The sequence below is a fragment of the Streptomyces sp. NBC_01217 genome, assembly GCF_035994185.1.
Lineage (GTDB): Bacteria > Actinomycetota > Actinomycetes > Streptomycetales > Streptomycetaceae > Streptomyces.
In genome coordinates, this window is sequence record NZ_CP108538.1 from 3,807,868 (window position 1) to 3,822,989 (window position 15,122).

Here is a 15,122-nt window from a genome sequence, read left to right on the forward strand (position 1 = left end):
GCCAGAGGCCCTGTCGTCCTAGCGGACGGCAGGGCCTCTGCGCTCACAGCACATATACGGCACGAGCTGACCCGGCGTCGGGACGACCGGGTGTCGTCTTCTTCTCCTGGCGGAGTCAGCCGGTAGTTCTGTTCCCCGCCCGCTCGCTCCGTGGGCGTTCCGGTGCTTGTCGACGAAACGAAAGCGGATCAGCCTGTCGTCTTCTGGGGAATTTGGCGGCAGCCTTGCGCAGGATCTCGTTGTCCTCCTGCGGTGTCGCCCGTGAGTCAGGAACGCTGACCGTTACCGCCCACTCCCAGTTGCTGTTCCCACGGATTGACGACCAGAGCCCCGGTTCGGGCCATGTGTTTGATGTTGCGGGTGGCGACCGTCCAGCCGTTGGCCAGGGCGGTGGCGGCGATCAGTGCGTCCGGCGGATCGATGCTGGTGCCGGTGGCCTTGAGCGTCTTGTGGATGGCGAGGTAGGCAGCCGCCTCCCGTTCGCCGATCGGCGCGATGCGGTCGCCGTATTCGTGCCGCACCGCGGCAAGGGCTCGGGCGTAACGGGCCTGTCGTACGGGATCCGGGGTGGCGGCCACGCCAACCTCAATCTCAGCGACAGTGATCACACTCAGGAAGCGGTTGGGTCTAGCCGTGGAGCGGAACCAAGCCATGACGCGGGGGTCGGGCTTCGCCCGGGTCGTGAGCTCGGCGACGACATTGGTGTCGAACAGCTAGATCACTCGGCGTCCGTCTGCTCGTCGTAGGAGCGGGCACCGAACTCCAGGCCGTCGAAGGGCCGGGAGAGCATGAACTCCTCGAAGCCGTCGTTGCTCAGTGTCACCCAGCGATGGAGCATCTCGGGCAGCGCCTCGATCTCCGTGTCGGCGAGCTCAGCGTCGAAGTGCCGACGCCGGTCCTCCGGCAGGGACGGCGTACAACGCGAAGCCCGAAAGGGTGAAGGCGACTGCCAGGAGGATGAAGGGCCGACTACGGATGACCGAGTCACTGCCGCTGGTCTCCGGTGCCGGAGCGGGTGTTTGGGGCCAGGGCGCCCGCAGTGCGAGGGCGTGGGCGTGGGCGGGGATGGTGACGAGGGCGAGGATCGCAGCGAGGACGGCGTAGGTGGTGCGCCAGTCGAGGTGGTCGGCGAGAGTGGCGGTCAGGGGTGCGAAGAAGGTGCTGGCCAGACCTCCGGCGAGGGTGACGATCGTGAGGGCGCGGACGCGGTCGGCGCCCCACCAGCGCGTGAGTGCGGCGAACGCCGGCTGGTAGAACGTCGCGGCCATGGCGAAGCCCGCAAAGATCCAGGCGCCGGTGAAAACAACCAGGTTGGGTGCACAGGCCAGGGCAAGCACAGAGAGAACTGCGAGAACGGATCCTGCGGTCATTACAGCCCGTGGCCCCCGGTGGTCCAGGAGGCGACCAACGGGGATCTCCGCCGCAGCCGAGACGAGAAGTCCCAGGGAAAATGCGGCGGTGGCGCCGCCAGTGGACCAACCTGTGTCAGCGGTCAGGTACGGCAGCAGGACGGGAAAGGCGTAGTAGACGATGCCCCAGCCAGTGATCTGGGTGGCGCACAGTGCGGGCAGAGCGGCGCGTGGCCGCGACCGGAGGTGGACTCCTGTCGCGGCCACGTCGCTCGGGGCGCTGGTCACGGCTGCCGGTCAGCAGCCGCCGGAAGTGGCTGCGGGAGCGCCGATGCCGATCTGGAGCGTGGCCGGGGCGGCGCAGCAGCCGCCGCCGTCACCCTCGGTCTGTGCGCCGTTCGGGGCGTCGAAGAGTCCGGCGCCGCCGCAGACGCCGGTGTCAGGCAGGGTCAGTTCGACGCGCTCGGCCGCCTCCTGGTCTCCGGCGAGGGCGGCGGCGATGGAACGGACCTGCTCGTATCCGGTCATGGCGAGGAAGGTCGGGGCGCGGCCGTAGGACTTCATGCCGACGACGTACACGTCCCGCTCCGGGTGGGCCAGTTCCTTGGCGCCGTGCGGGTAGACCGTGCCGCAGGAGTGCTGGTTGGGGTCGATCAGCGGGGCCAGCTCCACCGGAGCCTGAAGGCGCTCGTCCAGGTTCAGACGCAGCTCGGACAGGACATCGGTGTCGGGGCGGAAGCCGGTCAGGGCGATGACCTCGTCAACCGGGTCGAGGCGACGGCCGTCCTCGGCGACGAGCACCAGCTGGTCGCCGGACTTCTCCGTGGCCAGGGTGCGGAAGCCGGTGACCGCGTCGGCGTATCCGTTGTCGACAGCCGCCTTTGCGGCGAGCCCGAGGGCGCCCCGGGCGGGGAGCTGGTCGGCGGTGCCGCCACCGAAGGTGGAACCGCTGATGCCACGCCGCAGAATCCACACGGCATGGGTACCGGGGACGTCCTTGGCAAGGTCCGCCAAGTACGCGAGGGCGGTGAAGGCGGAGGCGCCGGAACCGATGACAGCAGTGCGCTTTCCTGCGTAACGGGCGCGGACGGCCGGGCTCTTGAGGTCGGGCACGCGATAGGAGATGCGCTCGGCTGCCGCGTGCTCGCCCAAAGCGGGGAGGCCGTCGCCGCCAATGGGGCTGGGCGTGGTCCAGGTACCAGAGGCGTCAATGACTGCGCGGACGGTGATCCGCTCCTGCGTACCGTCCGCAAACGCGATGTGGACCGTGAAGGGCTGCTCGTGGCGGTCGGCGTCGACGACGCGGTCGCGGCCGAGGCGGGAGACACCCGTGACCCGGGCGCCGTAACGAACCCTGTCGCCGAGCACGTCGGCGAGCGGCTGGAGGTACTTCTCGGCCCAGTCCCCGCCCGACGGGTAGGTGGCGCCGTCGGGTGCGGTCCAGCCGGTGGGGGCGAGGAGCTTCTCGGCGGCCGGATCGACGAGCTCGGACCAGGTGGAGAACAGCCGTACGTGACTCCACTCGCGCACCGCACTGGCAGCACGCGGACCAGCTTCCAGGACCAGGGGCTCGATGCCGCGCTCAACAAGGTGGGCTGCGGCTGCCAGGCCGATGGGTCCGGCCCCGATCACCACGGTGGGCAGGGCGGCGGTGTGCGCGTTCACGATGACTCCCCTTTTGCTTCGACATCCGTCGATGACTTGCACGGCCAGCATTGCACCTGCTTCGATATACGTCAACATAGACATTCATCGAAGCAGGGATGGATTCATGGAACAGCTCAACGTCGCGGTGATCGGTGGCGGACAGTCCGGCCTTGCTGCCGCATACGCACTGCGCAGTCGCGGCCTGACCCCCGTGGTGCTTGAGGCATCCGATCAGACAGCGGGGTCCTGGCCTTGCTACTACGACAGCCTTACGCTTTTCTCGCCCGCCCGGTACAGCTCCCTTCCCGGCCTGCCCTTCGGCGGCGACGGGGACCGGTACCCACGCCGTGACGAGGTCGTCGAGTACCTCCTTCGTTACGCCGACCACCTGGACGCCGACATCCGCACAGGGCACCGGGTCAGGCAGGTTCGCAGTGCGGACCACGGCTTCGCCCTCACCCTGGAGAACGGCAGCGAACTGGCCGCGCGCGGCGTGATCGCCGCCACTGGCGGCTTCGGATACCCGAACCTGCCGACACTGCCGGGCCTCGACACGTACACGGGGCAGCTACTGCACGTGAAGGACTACCGCTCCCCAGAAGCATTCACGGCGCAGCGGGTCGTGGTGGTGGGGGCGGGCAATTCCGCGATCCAGGTGGCCACCGAACTGGCCTCCCGCGCCAGTGTCACGCTGGCCAGCCGCGCGCCGGTGAAGTGGTTCAAGCAGCGCCCGCTGGGCGGCCGTGACCTGCACTTCTGGCTCAGGATCACGGGCCTGGACATCGCGCCGCTGGGCCGGTTCATGCCCGATCCGCCCACCATGGCGGTCATCGACGACGGCCGGTATCGGGGCGCCCTCGACTCGGGCAGGCCCGAGCGCCGATCCCTGTTCACCGCGATCGAGGGCGCCAAGGTGACCTGGGAGGACGGAGTGAGCGAGAGCATCGATGCGATCATCCTCGCCACCGGATATCGCCCAGACCTCGAATACCTCGCCCCGCTCGGCGCACTCGACGAGGACGGCTGCCCACGCCACCGGGACGGAACATCCCTCACCCACCCCGGGCTCGGCTTCGTCGGCCTTGAGTGGCAGCGCAGCCTGTCCTCCGCCTCCCTGCGCGGCGTCGGCCGCGACGCCGACCGCGTCGCCCGCCGCCTGACCAAGCACCTCGCCCGCACCTGACCGCACACCTGGGTGACTAGTTCGATGTGTGTCAACATAGACATATGTCGAATGTGAAGGCGTTGCCCGTGCTGGAGCCCGTGGTCGCGCCGTGCTGCCCGCCGATGACCGAGCGCGCTCTGACCGCCGAGGAGGCCGTACGGACGGCCGCGATGTTCAAAGCGCTCGGCGATCCGGTCCGGCTGCGCCTGTTCTCGCTGGTGGCCTCGCATGAGGGCGGCGAAGCCTGCGTGTGCGACATCTCCGACGTGGGTGTCTCCCAGCCGACCGTGTCCCACCACCTGAAGAAGCTCAAGGAAGCCGGCCTGCTCTCCTCGGAGCGGCGCGGCACCTGGGTCTACTACCGCGTCGAGCCGTCCGTCCTGGCCTCGATGGGCCAGATGCTGGCGTCGCAGAGCTGACCCCACTCAGCCTCGGCAAGCGGGACGCGCCGGAGGGCGATGACGACACGGTGCCCGGGCCAAAGCGCAGGCGTCGTTCCGCAGCGGTCGACATCGTCCATGCCCACGTAAGAGGTTCCCCACAGCTCCGGGTCGACGCAGCAGGCCCCCCTGCCTCCACTGTGGGCGGCGCCCGGCGTACACCATCCTCACCAGCCCAGTCGTCCCGACCTGGCCACACCGGCACCTCCGTGTCCTGCTCCAACGATCCGGTCAGCGCTTGACCACAGGCAGCACCGCGAGAGTGAGTCACATCGAGTTTTTTGCCCGCACGCCCTTCTGCGCAGATGAAGTGCGCACCCGCGTCGCGCTGCGGACGAAGCGACTGACCCAGTCGGCCGTCAGGGGAACGTCAGACGGGAGCTTCCCCCTCCACGACGACAGAGCGACGACAGATGTTCCCCCACATGTCACCCGCGCGCACTATAGATCGTCAAACATCTATATTCCCGGCTGTCGATTGATATGTGGTGCCCGTCGGCACCCGTCGCGGTACGGCCTTTCGGTCTCGGTACTTCAGGGGAGCAAAGTGCGGCGTCACCGTGGAAACGGACGGATCGGGTGGGCAGTTGCAGGCGTGGCCGCCTGCCTGTTGTCGGCTGCTTGTGACTCGGGCGACTCCGCCACCGGCACACATCCGGCAGTCGAGCACGCCGGGGCCGGGTTTGACTGCGCTGCCGAAGGCCAACTGCCCGGATCCGGGTCCACGGCCCAGCAGAACGCCATGGAGTACTGGATCGATCACTACCAACGCGCCTGTCCAGGTGTGCAGGTTGCGTACAACGCGTTGGGTTCGGGCGCCGGCGTGGCCCAGTTCCTCCGCGGTGCGACAAGATTCGGCGGCACCGACAGTGCACTGGATCCCGAGGAGATCGAGTGGTCCGCAGATGTCTGCCCCGGCGGCCATGCCATTGATGTTCCGATGGCCGGCGGCCCGATTGCGATCGGCTACAACGTTTCCGGAGTCGACGAACTGGTGCTGGACGCGAAGACGTTGGCGAAGATCTTCGACGCGCGGATCACCTCCTGGAACGATCCTGACATCCAGCGGCTGAATCCCGATGCAAGGCTCCCTTCGCTGCCCATACGCGCGGTGCACCGGTCGGACGGATCCGGCACCACACAGAACTTGAATGCCTATCTTGCGGGAGCCGCCGGCCGGGAGTGGCCGCATCCGGTGGTGAAGTCCTGGCAGGGCAAGGGAGGTGAATCAGCGAGCGGGTCAACCGCCGTTGCCCGGCAGGTTCTGTCGCAGGACGGCTCGATCGGGTACTTCGAGCTGTCGTTCGCCGCCTCCTTCAAGATCAGTACCGTAAGGATCGACACGGGTGCGTCCCGGCCCGTCGGTCCCGCTCCCAAGACAGCCTCGGCAGGGATGGGCGAAGCCCGGGTCGCCGGTAAGGGCAAGGACCTGACTCTGGAGTTCGACTACGGGACCGCTGCTGCGGGGGCGTATCCGATCGTCCTGATCACGTACGAGATCGTGTGCGACACGGGAAACGACGCAGCTACCCTCCCCGCCTTGAAGTCCTTTCTGTCCTACACCGCCAGTAAGGAGGGGCAGAAGATCCTTCCCGGCATCCACTACGCGCCACTTCCTCAGACCGTTGCCGACCAGGTGCGTGAGGTGATTCGCACGCTGTCTTGACGACCCGCTCCTGTGCCGAGCCGCTCACGACACTCGAACGCACCTCGCGGACGCCATCAGTCCAGCAGATCGGCGACCTGGCGCACGGCGTCCCGGGCGGCACGACCCACGCCGATAAGCGTGGCAGAGGCGGGGCCGGTCCAGTCGCCGTAGCCGAGCAAGTGGAGACGGGGTTCACCGATCGCCTGGGTGCCGTCGGTGGGGATGTGGCCCCGCGGTCCGCGCAGTCCCAGGGGTGCGAGGTGAGCGAGGGCGGGACGGAAGCCGGTGCACCAGATGACGGCGTCGGCGTCGGCTCGTGTTCCATCGGCCCATTCGACTCCATTGGTGGTGAGCCGGGTGAACATCGGGGACGTTTTCAGGAGTCCTGCGTCGCGTGCTTCCCGCACCGGTGGTACGGCGACGATGTCGCCCAGTGAACCCACGCCCCCGGTGTCGGCCGCACCCGCGTCGAGGGCGCGACGGCGGGCGGTGGCGGTGTCGAAGAGCGCGCGGCCGTCGATGTCGTCGGCGAGGAACCGGGGCGGACGCCGGGTGACCCACGTCAGCTCGGTGCTGTACGCAAGGTCAGCGGCTACTTGAGCACCGGAGTTGCCACCGCCGACGACGATGACGCGCTGCCCGGCGAAGTCCGTCGGACTGCGGTACTCCACGGTGTGGAGTTGGCGGCCGGTGAAGAGATCCATGCCGGGGACGGTGGGGAGGAAGGGCCGCCACCAGGTTCCGCTGGCGCTGATCACGGCGCGTGCCAACCAGGCGCCGGAGTCGGACGTGACGCACAGGTGCGGTCCGTCGCGGTGGACGCCGCGGACCTGCACGGGGCGGTGGATGGGGAGTTCGTAGCGCTGTTCGTACGCGTTGAGGTACTGAACGACGTGGGCGGCGTCCGGATAGGTCTCGCCGGGCTGGTTCGGCATCGGGCGGCCGGGCAGTGAGGAGTAGGCGGCCGGGGAAAACAGGTGCAGCGAGTCCCAGGCGTGCTGCCAGGCGCCGCCCGCCCCGGCCTGGGCATCGAGGATGACGAAGTCCAGGCCGAGGCGGCGCAGGTGGTAGCCGGCGGCGAGTCCTGCCTGGCCGCCGCCGATCACCACCACATCGATGCGTGACGTCATGAACCCAGCTGTGACGCTGCGAACTTCTTGCGCCAGGCCAGGGAGACGTAGACGAGTGCGACCAGCACCGGGACCTCGATGAGAGGGCCGACGACTCCGGAGAGCGCCTGGCCGGAGGTGACGCCGAAGGTGGCGATGGCTACCGCGATCGCGAGTTCGAAGTTGTTGCCCGCCGCCGTGAAGGCCAGCGTCGCGGTGCGGTCGTAGTTCAGGCCGAGGCCCTTGCCAAGGGCGAAGGTGCCGAACCACATCACGGCGAAGTAGACGAGGAGCGGCAGGGCGATGCGTACGACGTCCAGCGGCTGCGAGGTGATCGTCTTTCCCTGCAGTGCGAAGAGGATGACGATCGTGAACAGCAGGCCGTAGAGCGCCCAGGGGCCGATCTTCGGCAGGAAGTTGGACTCGTAACGCTCGCGGCCGAGCTTCTTCTCGCCGATCCGCCGGGTCAGGAAGCCCGCCAGCAGCGGCACACCCAGGAAGATGACGACGTTCAGCGCGATCTTCCACATCGAGATGTCGAGCTTCTCGCCGTCTCCGAGGCCGAGCCAGCCGGGCAGCAGGTCGAGGTAGAGCCAGCCCAGGAGACCGAAGGCGATGACCTGGAAGACCGAGTTGAGGGCGACCAGTACGGCGGCGGCTTCGCGGTCGCCGCAGGCCAGGTCGTTCCAGATGATGACCATGGCGATGCAGCGGGCGAGCCCGACGATGATCAGGCCGGTGCGGTATTCGGGCAGGTCGGGAAGGAAGATCCAGGCCAGCGCGAACATGACGGCCGGGCCGACGATCCAGTTGATGACGAGCGACGACACCATGAGCTTCTTGTCGCCGGTGACGGCGTCGAGCTTGTCGTAGCGGACCTTCGCCAGGACCGGGTACATCATGATCAGCAGGCCGACGGCGATCGGCAGGGAGATACCACCGATCTCGACCTTGGCCAGGGCGTCGTTCAGGCCGGGGATCAGCCGGCCGAGACCGAGCCCGAGGCCCATGGCGATCAGGATCCACACGGCCAGGAACCGGTCCAGTGTGGAGAGCTTTGCGACAACCGAGTCTTCCCCTTGCTCTGTGCGTGGGGTGGTGGTCGGTTCGGTGCTGGTCACGGACAGGCCCTCTTCGTGTCGGTGGCTTGGGTGGCACGAGCAGCTGCAGCGAGGGTGGTGAAGGAGCCCGCCACAGCTTCGATGACGTCCGGGCGGAGCTTGTAATACGTGAAGCGTCCGCACGGCTCCGTCTCCACCACCCCGGCCTCGCGCAGCACGCGCAGGTGGTTGGAGAGGTTTGTCTGCTTGGCACCAGTCTCCTCGACCAGGTGCGTGGTGCAGAGCGTCTCGTGGGCGAGCAGGGTCACGATCTGGAGCCTGAGCGGGTCGGCCAGAACCCGAATCAGGTCAGTGTCGACTGACGTCATCATGGACTGATACTCTCACATCAGTGACGGCTGACGCCACCGGGTGCTGACATCACTTGCACCTGATTCCACCGTGAGACAAGAGAGATCTCTGATGTCCGACAAGCCTTCTGTGCTGTTCGTCTGTGTCCACAACGCCGGCCGTTCCCAGATGGCCGCTGCCTGGCTGACCCACCTGGCCGGGGACCGCGTCGAGGTCCGCTCTGCGGGGTCCAACCCCGGGGACGCCGTGAACCCCGCCGCAGTCGAGGCGATGGCCGAGGTCGGTATCGACATCTCCGCCGAGACCCCGAAGATCCTCACAGTGGACGCGGTCAAGGAGTCGGACGTCTGCATCACGATGGGCTGTGGCGACACCTGCCCGGTCTTCCCCGGCAAGCGCTACCTCGACTGGAAGCTCGACGACCCGGCCGGCCGGGGCGTCGAGGCCGTCCGCCCCATCCGCGACGAGATCAAGACGATGGTTGAGGGCCTGATCAAGGAGATCGCCCCGGAGAAGACGGCATGAGCGCGGAGATCCGCAATGTGATCGTCATCGGCTCCGGTCCGGCCGGTTACACTGCCGCGCTCTACACGGCGCGCGCGGACCTCAACCCGCTGGTCTTCGGCGGTGCGATCTTCGTCGGGGGTTCCCTGACGACGACGACCGAGGTCGAGAACTTCCCCGGCTTCCCCGAGGGCGTGCAGGGTCCGCAGCTCATGGAGGACATGCGGGCCCAGGCCGAGCGCTTCGGCGCCGAGATGATCGACGACGACATCGTCGAAGTCGATCTCACCGGGGACATCAAGACCGTCACAGACACCACCGGTACCGTCCACCGGGCGAAGGCCGTGATCGTCGCGACCGGGTCCGGCTATCGCAAGCTCGGCCTGCCCAAGGAGGACGAACTCTCCGGGCGGGGTGTGTCCTGGTGCGCCACCTGCGACGGGTTCTTCTTCCGCGACCGCGACATCGTCGTGGTCGGCGGTGGCGACACCGCGATGGAAGAGGCCACCTTCCTGACCCGGTTCGCGAAGTCGGTCACCGTCGTCCACCGCCGCTCCGCGTTGCGGGCCTCGCAGGTGATGCAGAACCGCGCGTTCGCCGACGACAAGATCTCCTTCGCGTTCGACAGCGAGGTCGCCGAGATCAAGGACGAGGGCGGCATGCTCTCCGGCCTGACCTTGCGTGACACCTTCACCGGCGCCACGCGCGACATCGACGCCACCGGACTGTTCATCGCGATCGGCCACGACCCGCGCAGCGAACTGTTCAAGGACCAGCTGGACCTGGACGATGAGGGATACCTCAAGGTCCAGTTCCCCTCCACTCGGACGAACATCCCGGGCGTCTTCGGCGCCGGCGACGTTGTCGACCACACCTACCGTCAGGCCATCACCGCTGCCGGCTCCGGCTGCGCGGCGGCCCTGGACGCCGAGCGTTACCTCGCCGCCCTCGCCGACATTGAGAACGCCGCGGAGCCGGTCAAGGCCCCGGCCACCGTCTGAACCACCTGTAACAGGAGGCCGCCATGGCTCTCAAGAGCGTCACCGACGACAGCTTCGACGAGGAAGTCCTCAAGAGCGGCAAGCCCGTGCTCGTCGACTTCTGGGCCGCCTGGTGCGGCCCGTGCCGCCAGCTCGCCCCCTCCCTGGAGGCGATCGCCGCCGAACACGGCGACAAGATCGAGATCGTCAAGCTCAACATCGACGAGAACCCGGCCACCGCCGCCAAGTACGGCGTCATGTCCATCCCCACGATGAACGTCTACCAGGGCGGCGAGGTCACCAAGACCATCGTCGGCGCGAAGCCGAAGGCCGCGCTGGAACGCGACCTCGAAGACTTCATCAGCTGATCAGCACCGTCGCTTCCCGGCAGAGGTCCCACTCTGCCGGGGGCGCGGTGTCCCGCCCTTGATCCTTTAGTACGACGCCCCTCCTGGGAGGTCCACGTGGCCAGCAAGCGCATAGTCGCCGTCGGCGGAAGCGACGCCGGAATCAGTGCCGCGCTCCGTGCACGCGAACTCGACCCCGACAGCGACGTGACCGTGGTCGTGGCCGACGGGTACCCCAACTTTTCCATCTGCGGCATCCCGTACTACGTCTCGGGCGACGTGCCGCACTGGACCGACCTGGCCCATCGCACGGCCGAGGACCTCAAGGCCACGGGCATGCAGGTCCGGACGAACACCCTGGCCACCTCGATCGATGTGGCCGGCAAGCTCCTGACCGTCCGCGGCGAGGACGGACAGGTCGAGGACCTGCCGTACGAAGCGCTCGTCGTTGGCACGGGTGCGGTCAGCGCCCGGCCGCCGATCGCGGGCCTGACCGGCCCCGACCCGCTCGGCCCGCGCGACGGTGTCCATCTGCTGCACAGCATGGGCGACACCTTCGAGGTCATGCGCAGCATCGAGAAACGTCGGCCCGCCAAGGCGGCCGTGATCGGCGCCGGATACATCGGCCTGGAGATGGCGGAAGCCCTCACTACGCGCGGCATCGCCGTCACGCAGATCGAAGCCCTGCCCGAGGTCCTGCCGACCGTCGACCCCGAACTCGGCGCCCTGGTCCACACCGAGCTCACCGCTCACGGCGTCGAAGTCATCACCGGCACCACCGTTTCCGCTGTCTCGCGTGAAGGCAGCTCGCTGCGCATCCGGGCAACCGGTCCGCACGGAGAAGCTCTCACCCGCGACGTCGACCTGGTCCTGGTCGTCGTGGGTGTACGACCCGACACCGCGCTCGCCGTCGAGGCCGGAGCCCGTACGGGAGCCAAGGGCGCCATCGAGGTCGACGCCCACATGCGCACCTCGCTCCCGGATGTGTACGCCGCGGGAGACTGCGTCGTCACCCACCACCGGCTGCTTGGAGAGACCTGGCTGCCTCTCGGCACCACCGCGCACAAGCAGGGCCGAGTCGCCGGTGAGAACGCCCTCGGCGGCGACCGCCGTTTCGCAGGCAGCCTCGGCACTCAAGTGGTGAAGGTCTTCGATCTCGTCGCCGCACGCACGGGCCTGCGCGAGCACGAGGCCGTTGCGGCGGCCCGTGGCTGGGCCCCGGTCACCACGGCCAGCAGTCCGGACGATCACAAGGCGTACTACCCGGGCGCGACGCCCATCGCGGTACGCGTCACCGGCGACGCTTCGACCGGTCTCCTCCTGGGTGCCCAGCTCGTCGGGCATCGCGGCGCGGAGATCTCCAAGCGGGTCGACACGTACGCCACCGCGCTCTTCCACGGAATGAGCGTCGACGGCATCAGCGACCTCGACCTCTCGTACACGCCGCCGCTCGGTTCACCCTGGGACGCCGTCCAGGTCGCCGCACAGGCGTGGGAGCGGAAGAACCGGCCCTAGCTGACCGCTGGATCCAGTATCTGGCGCACGCGGCGCAGACCGTCGTGGTTGACCGAGAACCAGGCCCAGGTGCCCCGGCGTTCCCGGTCCAGAAGGCCGGCCTCGGTCATCTTCTTGAGGTGGTGGCTGACGGTCGGCTGGCGAAGGCCGAGGCACTCTGTGAGGTCGCAGACACACGCTTCGCCGCCGGGCGCCTGCTCGATCAGCCGCAGCAGCTGTAGCCGGGTGGGGTCGGCGATGGCCTTGAGCATGTCGGCGAGGCGCTGGGCTTCTTCTCGTTCGATGAGCAGGCAGGCCAGGCCGGAGGTGCAGGACGACGATTCCGCTGCGTCCACCGCCGTACCCGCCACACCGTATGCAGTGATAGCCATCTATTCACCATAAGCGCCGTTCGAGTGACACCCCCGTGGTCAGAGGCCCCGCCGACCGTGTGTTCACCGAGCGTTCACTTTGGTTGCAGCCTACTCAGAACATAGATATCCATCTATAATTTGGGGTGCGGAGAGTAGCAAATCTCCGCCGACCGGATGGGGTGCGCCATGGAAGATCACGCTTCGCTCGGCCCTGCCACGCCCCCGCTCCGGGACACACGCACGGTGCTGGAACGCATCGTCCGACGGCTGTCCGCACGGCACAGCCGGGCCTTCTCCCGGCAGACGGTGGCCGGCTACGTCGAGGAATGCGCCGAGCAGCTGTCGAGCCGGGCCCGGGTGGGCACCCATCTGCCTGTCCTGATCGAACGCTTCGCAGATCAGCGGCTGAGCGCCCTGGCCCGGGGGCTGGGTCTGTCTCCCAAGCGGGTTCCCGAGGCCCTGTTCGTCTGCACGGAGAACGCGGGCCGCTCTCAACTGGCCGCTGCCCTCATGCGTCAGCAGGTCCAGGGGGCGGTCCGGGTCCTGAGCGCCGGGTCCGAGCCCGGTGTCGAGATCGCGCCGGTGGTGCGCCGGCTGCTCGCCGAAGCCGGACTCGGCATCGATGACGAGTTCCCGAAGCCTCTGACACCCGAAGTGTTCACCGCTGCCGATGTCGTTGTCACCCTTGGCTGCGGCGACGCCTGCCCGGTGCGGCCCGGTCGCCGCTACCAGGACTGGGACCTGCCCGACCTGAGCGGCCTGGACATCGAGAGCGCGCGAGCAGTCCGCGACGCACTGGCAATTCGTGTCGGCAGACTTGCACAGGAGCTGCTCGACGCGCGCAGCCCCGAATCAGGACCGCCCGCGGGTTCGGCGTCCGTCCCGAGCCGCTGATACCTGAGCGATACCCCGGAGCAGTGGTCTTGGCATCCAACTGCACCACCGCCTCGGCCGCTACGTGGCCGATCCGGGAGCGGAGAGACCTGAGGACGCACTCTGCCGTCTCTTGGTGCCGCAATCCAGGCGGTAGCCCATGCCGCGGATGGCATCGATCGTGCAGCAGCTGCCGGAGTCTTCGCGAAGACGGTTGCGTACGCGTCGGATGTGGACGGTGAGGCTGTTGCTGTCCAAGGACTCCACGCCCCAGATCGCCTGGGTGAGTTCGCTGCGGCTGACCACACGGTTGGCGTGCTCCATCAGGTAGCGCAGCAGCATGAATTCACGCACCGGCAACTGAAGTGCACGGCCGCGTACATAGACGTGAAAGCCCGCGGCATCAAGCTCGATATCACCGATGACCAACGTCTGCACCGAGCCGTCGCCACTCGGCCGGGTGCCCAGGAGCAGGGGCAGGATCTCCTCGGTCCGGTAGGGGCGGGCCACGACGGCAACGGCGCCGACAGCCAACGCTGCTGTGGCTTCCTGCGAACCGTCGGTGCCCGCACCCACGATGACGGGGACCGGGTGCAGACGTGCGATCAGCTCGGTAACCGCTGCCGCGCCCACAACCGGCAACGGGGCGCCGAGCAGCACCGCTCGAGGGCGGCGGGCGCCGACCTGAAGCAGTGCTTCGGCGCCGTCGTGACAGACAACAGCCGTAACACCTGCCGCGGCGAAGCGGCTCACCGTCTCGTCGGCGAGTCGCATGTCCGGCTCGGCCAGCAGCAGACCTGGGGCCTTGCCGTCCTCTGGGCCGCCGGAACTGCCTTGCGTTGCGGTTTCTGGGAGCCGGTGTGCATCGGGGGTCACCCGGGGTACTCCTTCACGTGTCGTGCGTAAAGGGGCGGACATCGGACGGGTCCGTCAGCCGAAGCGGCCGGAGATGTAGTCCTCGGTGCGCTGGTCGGAGGGGTTGCCGAAAATCCTGGCGGTCTCGTCGTACTCGATCAGGCGGCCGTGTCGTACGCCGTTGCCGTCGACGTCCGCGGTGAAGAACGCCGTGCGGTGCGAGACGCGTGCGGCCTGCTGCATGTTGTGGGTGACGACGATGATCGTGAACTGCTGGGACAGCTGCTCCATCAGGTCTTCGATCTTGGCGGTGGCAATCGGGTCCAGCGCGGAGCACGGCTCGTCCATCAGGATCACTTCGGGCTTGACCGCAATGGTCCGGGCGATGCACAGCCGCTGCTGCTGACCGCCGGACAGCGCCAGCGCGGACGTCTTGAGCTTGTCCTTGACCTCGTCCCACAGAGCGGCACGGGTGAGGGTCTCTTCGACCAGGTCGTCAAGGTTGCCCTTGAATCCGGAAACCCTGGGCCCGTAAGCGATGTTGTCGTAGATCGACTTGGGGAACGGGTTGGGCTTCTGGAAGACCATGCCGATGCGGCGGCGCACCTCGATGGGGTCGACTTCACGGCCGTACAGGTCTTGGTCGTGGTAGCGGACTTTGCCCACGACGCGGGCCGTGGGCACCAGGTCGTTCATCCGGTTGAAGCAGCGCAGCACCGTGGACTTGCCGCACCCGGAGGGACCGATCATCGCGGTGATCTGCTGGTGTCCGATGTTCATGTTGACGTCGCGGACGGCTTCGTGGTCGCCGTAGAAGACCGAGAGGCTGCCGACCTCGAACACCGGGCTGGCCAGGGGCGGAGCGAACCGGAAGCTGACCTGCGGCGTCTTGGTGCCGCCGGTGGCGTCGGAAGGAGGGGTCATC

General features: G+C 67.8%; 16 protein-coding genes and 1 pseudogene. 8 read left to right on the forward strand and 9 right to left on the reverse strand.

The genetic code is table 11. The features are described 5' to 3' along the window. Nucleotides 1-266: 266 nt before the first annotated feature. From OG507_RS16695 to OG507_RS16705, 3 genes and pseudogenes are all read right to left on the reverse strand, one after another. A complete protein-coding gene (locus OG507_RS16695) occupies nucleotides 267-713 on the reverse strand; it encodes a type II toxin-antitoxin system VapC family toxin (RefSeq protein WP_327372002.1) in 447 nt (148 codons plus the stop codon). 195 nt (nucleotides 714-908) lie between these two features. Beyond that, nucleotides 909-1,637: pseudogene (locus OG507_RS16700) on the reverse strand (MFS transporter); the annotation flags it as partial. A 9-nt stretch (nucleotides 1,638-1,646) separates the two neighbouring features. Then, nucleotides 1,647-3,014: an NAD(P)-binding domain-containing protein gene (locus OG507_RS16705; protein WP_327367985.1), complete on the reverse strand. Its 1,368-nt coding sequence runs from the start codon at nucleotides 3,012-3,014 to the stop codon at nucleotides 1,647-1,649. A 106-nt stretch (nucleotides 3,015-3,120) separates the two neighbouring features. Here OG507_RS16705 and OG507_RS16710 point away from each other — a divergent pair, with 106 nt between their 5' ends. From OG507_RS16710 to pstS, 3 genes are all read left to right on the forward strand, one after another. Then, on the forward strand, nucleotides 3,121-4,179 hold the full coding sequence (locus tag OG507_RS16710) for a flavin-containing monooxygenase (protein ID WP_327367986.1): 1,059 nt from the start codon (nucleotides 3,121-3,123) through the stop codon (nucleotides 4,177-4,179). Between the two features lie 44 nt (nucleotides 4,180-4,223). After that, nucleotides 4,224-4,580 (forward strand): ArsR/SmtB family transcription factor, encoded by a 357-nt coding sequence (locus tag OG507_RS16715; RefSeq protein WP_327367987.1) that lies wholly within the window; start codon nucleotides 4,224-4,226, stop codon nucleotides 4,578-4,580. Nucleotides 4,581-5,196: 616 nt separating this feature from the next. Next, complete coding sequence (gene pstS / locus OG507_RS16720; protein ID WP_327367988.1) at nucleotides 5,197-6,267, forward strand: phosphate ABC transporter substrate-binding protein PstS; 1,071 nt, start codon at nucleotides 5,197-5,199, stop codon at nucleotides 6,265-6,267. Nucleotides 6,268-6,323: 56 nt separating this feature from the next. Here the strand turns inward: pstS and OG507_RS16725 are convergent, their stop codons facing one another. Genes OG507_RS16725 through OG507_RS16735 form a run of 3 tightly spaced genes read right to left on the reverse strand, consistent with a single transcriptional unit; the run spans nucleotide 6,324 to nucleotide 8,790 of the window. Continuing rightward, nucleotides 6,324-7,379 (reverse strand): ArsO family NAD(P)H-dependent flavin-containing monooxygenase, encoded by a 1,056-nt coding sequence (locus OG507_RS16725; protein ID WP_327367989.1) that lies wholly within the window; start codon nucleotides 7,377-7,379, stop codon nucleotides 6,324-6,326. Continuing rightward, nucleotides 7,376-8,479: an ACR3 family arsenite efflux transporter gene (arsB, locus tag OG507_RS16730; RefSeq protein ID WP_327367990.1), complete on the reverse strand. Its 1,104-nt coding sequence runs from the start codon at nucleotides 8,477-8,479 to the stop codon at nucleotides 7,376-7,378. The genes OG507_RS16725 and arsB overlap by 4 nt, the downstream gene beginning before the upstream one ends. Further along, entirely contained in the window at nucleotides 8,476-8,790 is a 315-nt protein-coding gene (locus tag OG507_RS16735) for an ArsR/SmtB family transcription factor (RefSeq protein ID WP_327367991.1), read from the reverse strand. Before OG507_RS16735 ends, arsB begins: the two co-directional genes overlap by 4 nt. Before the next feature lie 91 nt (nucleotides 8,791-8,881). Between OG507_RS16735 and OG507_RS16740 the strand changes: the two genes are divergently transcribed. From OG507_RS16740 to OG507_RS16755, 4 genes are all read left to right on the forward strand, one after another. Beyond that, nucleotides 8,882-9,295, forward strand: coding sequence for an arsenate reductase ArsC (locus OG507_RS16740; protein ID WP_327367992.1), 414 nt, complete (start codon nucleotides 8,882-8,884; stop codon nucleotides 9,293-9,295). Beyond that, complete coding sequence (trxB, locus tag OG507_RS16745; RefSeq protein ID WP_327367993.1) at nucleotides 9,292-10,275, forward strand: thioredoxin-disulfide reductase; 984 nt, start codon at nucleotides 9,292-9,294, stop codon at nucleotides 10,273-10,275. Before OG507_RS16740 ends, trxB begins: the two co-directional genes overlap by 4 nt. A gap of 23 nt (nucleotides 10,276-10,298) precedes the next feature. Then, nucleotides 10,299-10,622 carry a thioredoxin gene (gene trxA / locus OG507_RS16750; protein ID WP_327367994.1) on the forward strand — a complete coding sequence of 108 codons (324 nt, stop codon included), beginning with the start codon at nucleotides 10,299-10,301 and terminating at the stop codon, nucleotides 10,620-10,622. Between the two features lie 96 nt (nucleotides 10,623-10,718). After that, nucleotides 10,719-12,116 carry an FAD-dependent oxidoreductase gene (locus tag OG507_RS16755; RefSeq protein ID WP_327367995.1) on the forward strand — a complete coding sequence of 466 codons (1,398 nt, stop codon included), beginning with the start codon at nucleotides 10,719-10,721 and terminating at the stop codon, nucleotides 12,114-12,116. Here OG507_RS16755 and OG507_RS16760 read toward each other — a convergent pair. Next, on the reverse strand, nucleotides 12,113-12,487 hold the full coding sequence (locus OG507_RS16760) for an ArsR/SmtB family transcription factor (protein WP_327367996.1): 375 nt from the start codon (nucleotides 12,485-12,487) through the stop codon (nucleotides 12,113-12,115). The two genes, OG507_RS16755 and OG507_RS16760, sit on opposite strands and share 4 nt — an antisense overlap. 168 nt (nucleotides 12,488-12,655) lie before the next feature. Between OG507_RS16760 and OG507_RS16765 the strand changes: the two genes are divergently transcribed. Next, entirely contained in the window at nucleotides 12,656-13,363 is a 708-nt protein-coding gene (locus OG507_RS16765) for an arsenate-mycothiol transferase ArsC (protein ID WP_327367997.1), read from the forward strand. Nucleotides 13,364-13,423: 60 nt separating this feature from the next. Here OG507_RS16765 and OG507_RS16770 read toward each other — a convergent pair whose 3' ends face one another. Together OG507_RS16770 and pstB are read right to left on the reverse strand one after the other, a co-directional pair. Beyond that, the gene (locus tag OG507_RS16770) at nucleotides 13,424-14,218 is read right to left on the reverse strand and encodes a winged helix-turn-helix transcriptional regulator (RefSeq protein ID WP_327367998.1); all 795 of its coding nucleotides are present in this window, start codon (nucleotides 14,216-14,218) and stop codon (nucleotides 13,424-13,426) included. A 54-nt stretch (nucleotides 14,219-14,272) separates the two neighbouring features. Further along, nucleotides 14,273-15,121 (reverse strand): phosphate ABC transporter ATP-binding protein PstB, encoded by an 849-nt coding sequence (gene pstB, locus OG507_RS16775; protein ID WP_327367999.1) that lies wholly within the window; start codon nucleotides 15,119-15,121, stop codon nucleotides 14,273-14,275. Between the last annotated feature and the right edge of the window lies 1 nt (nucleotide 15,122).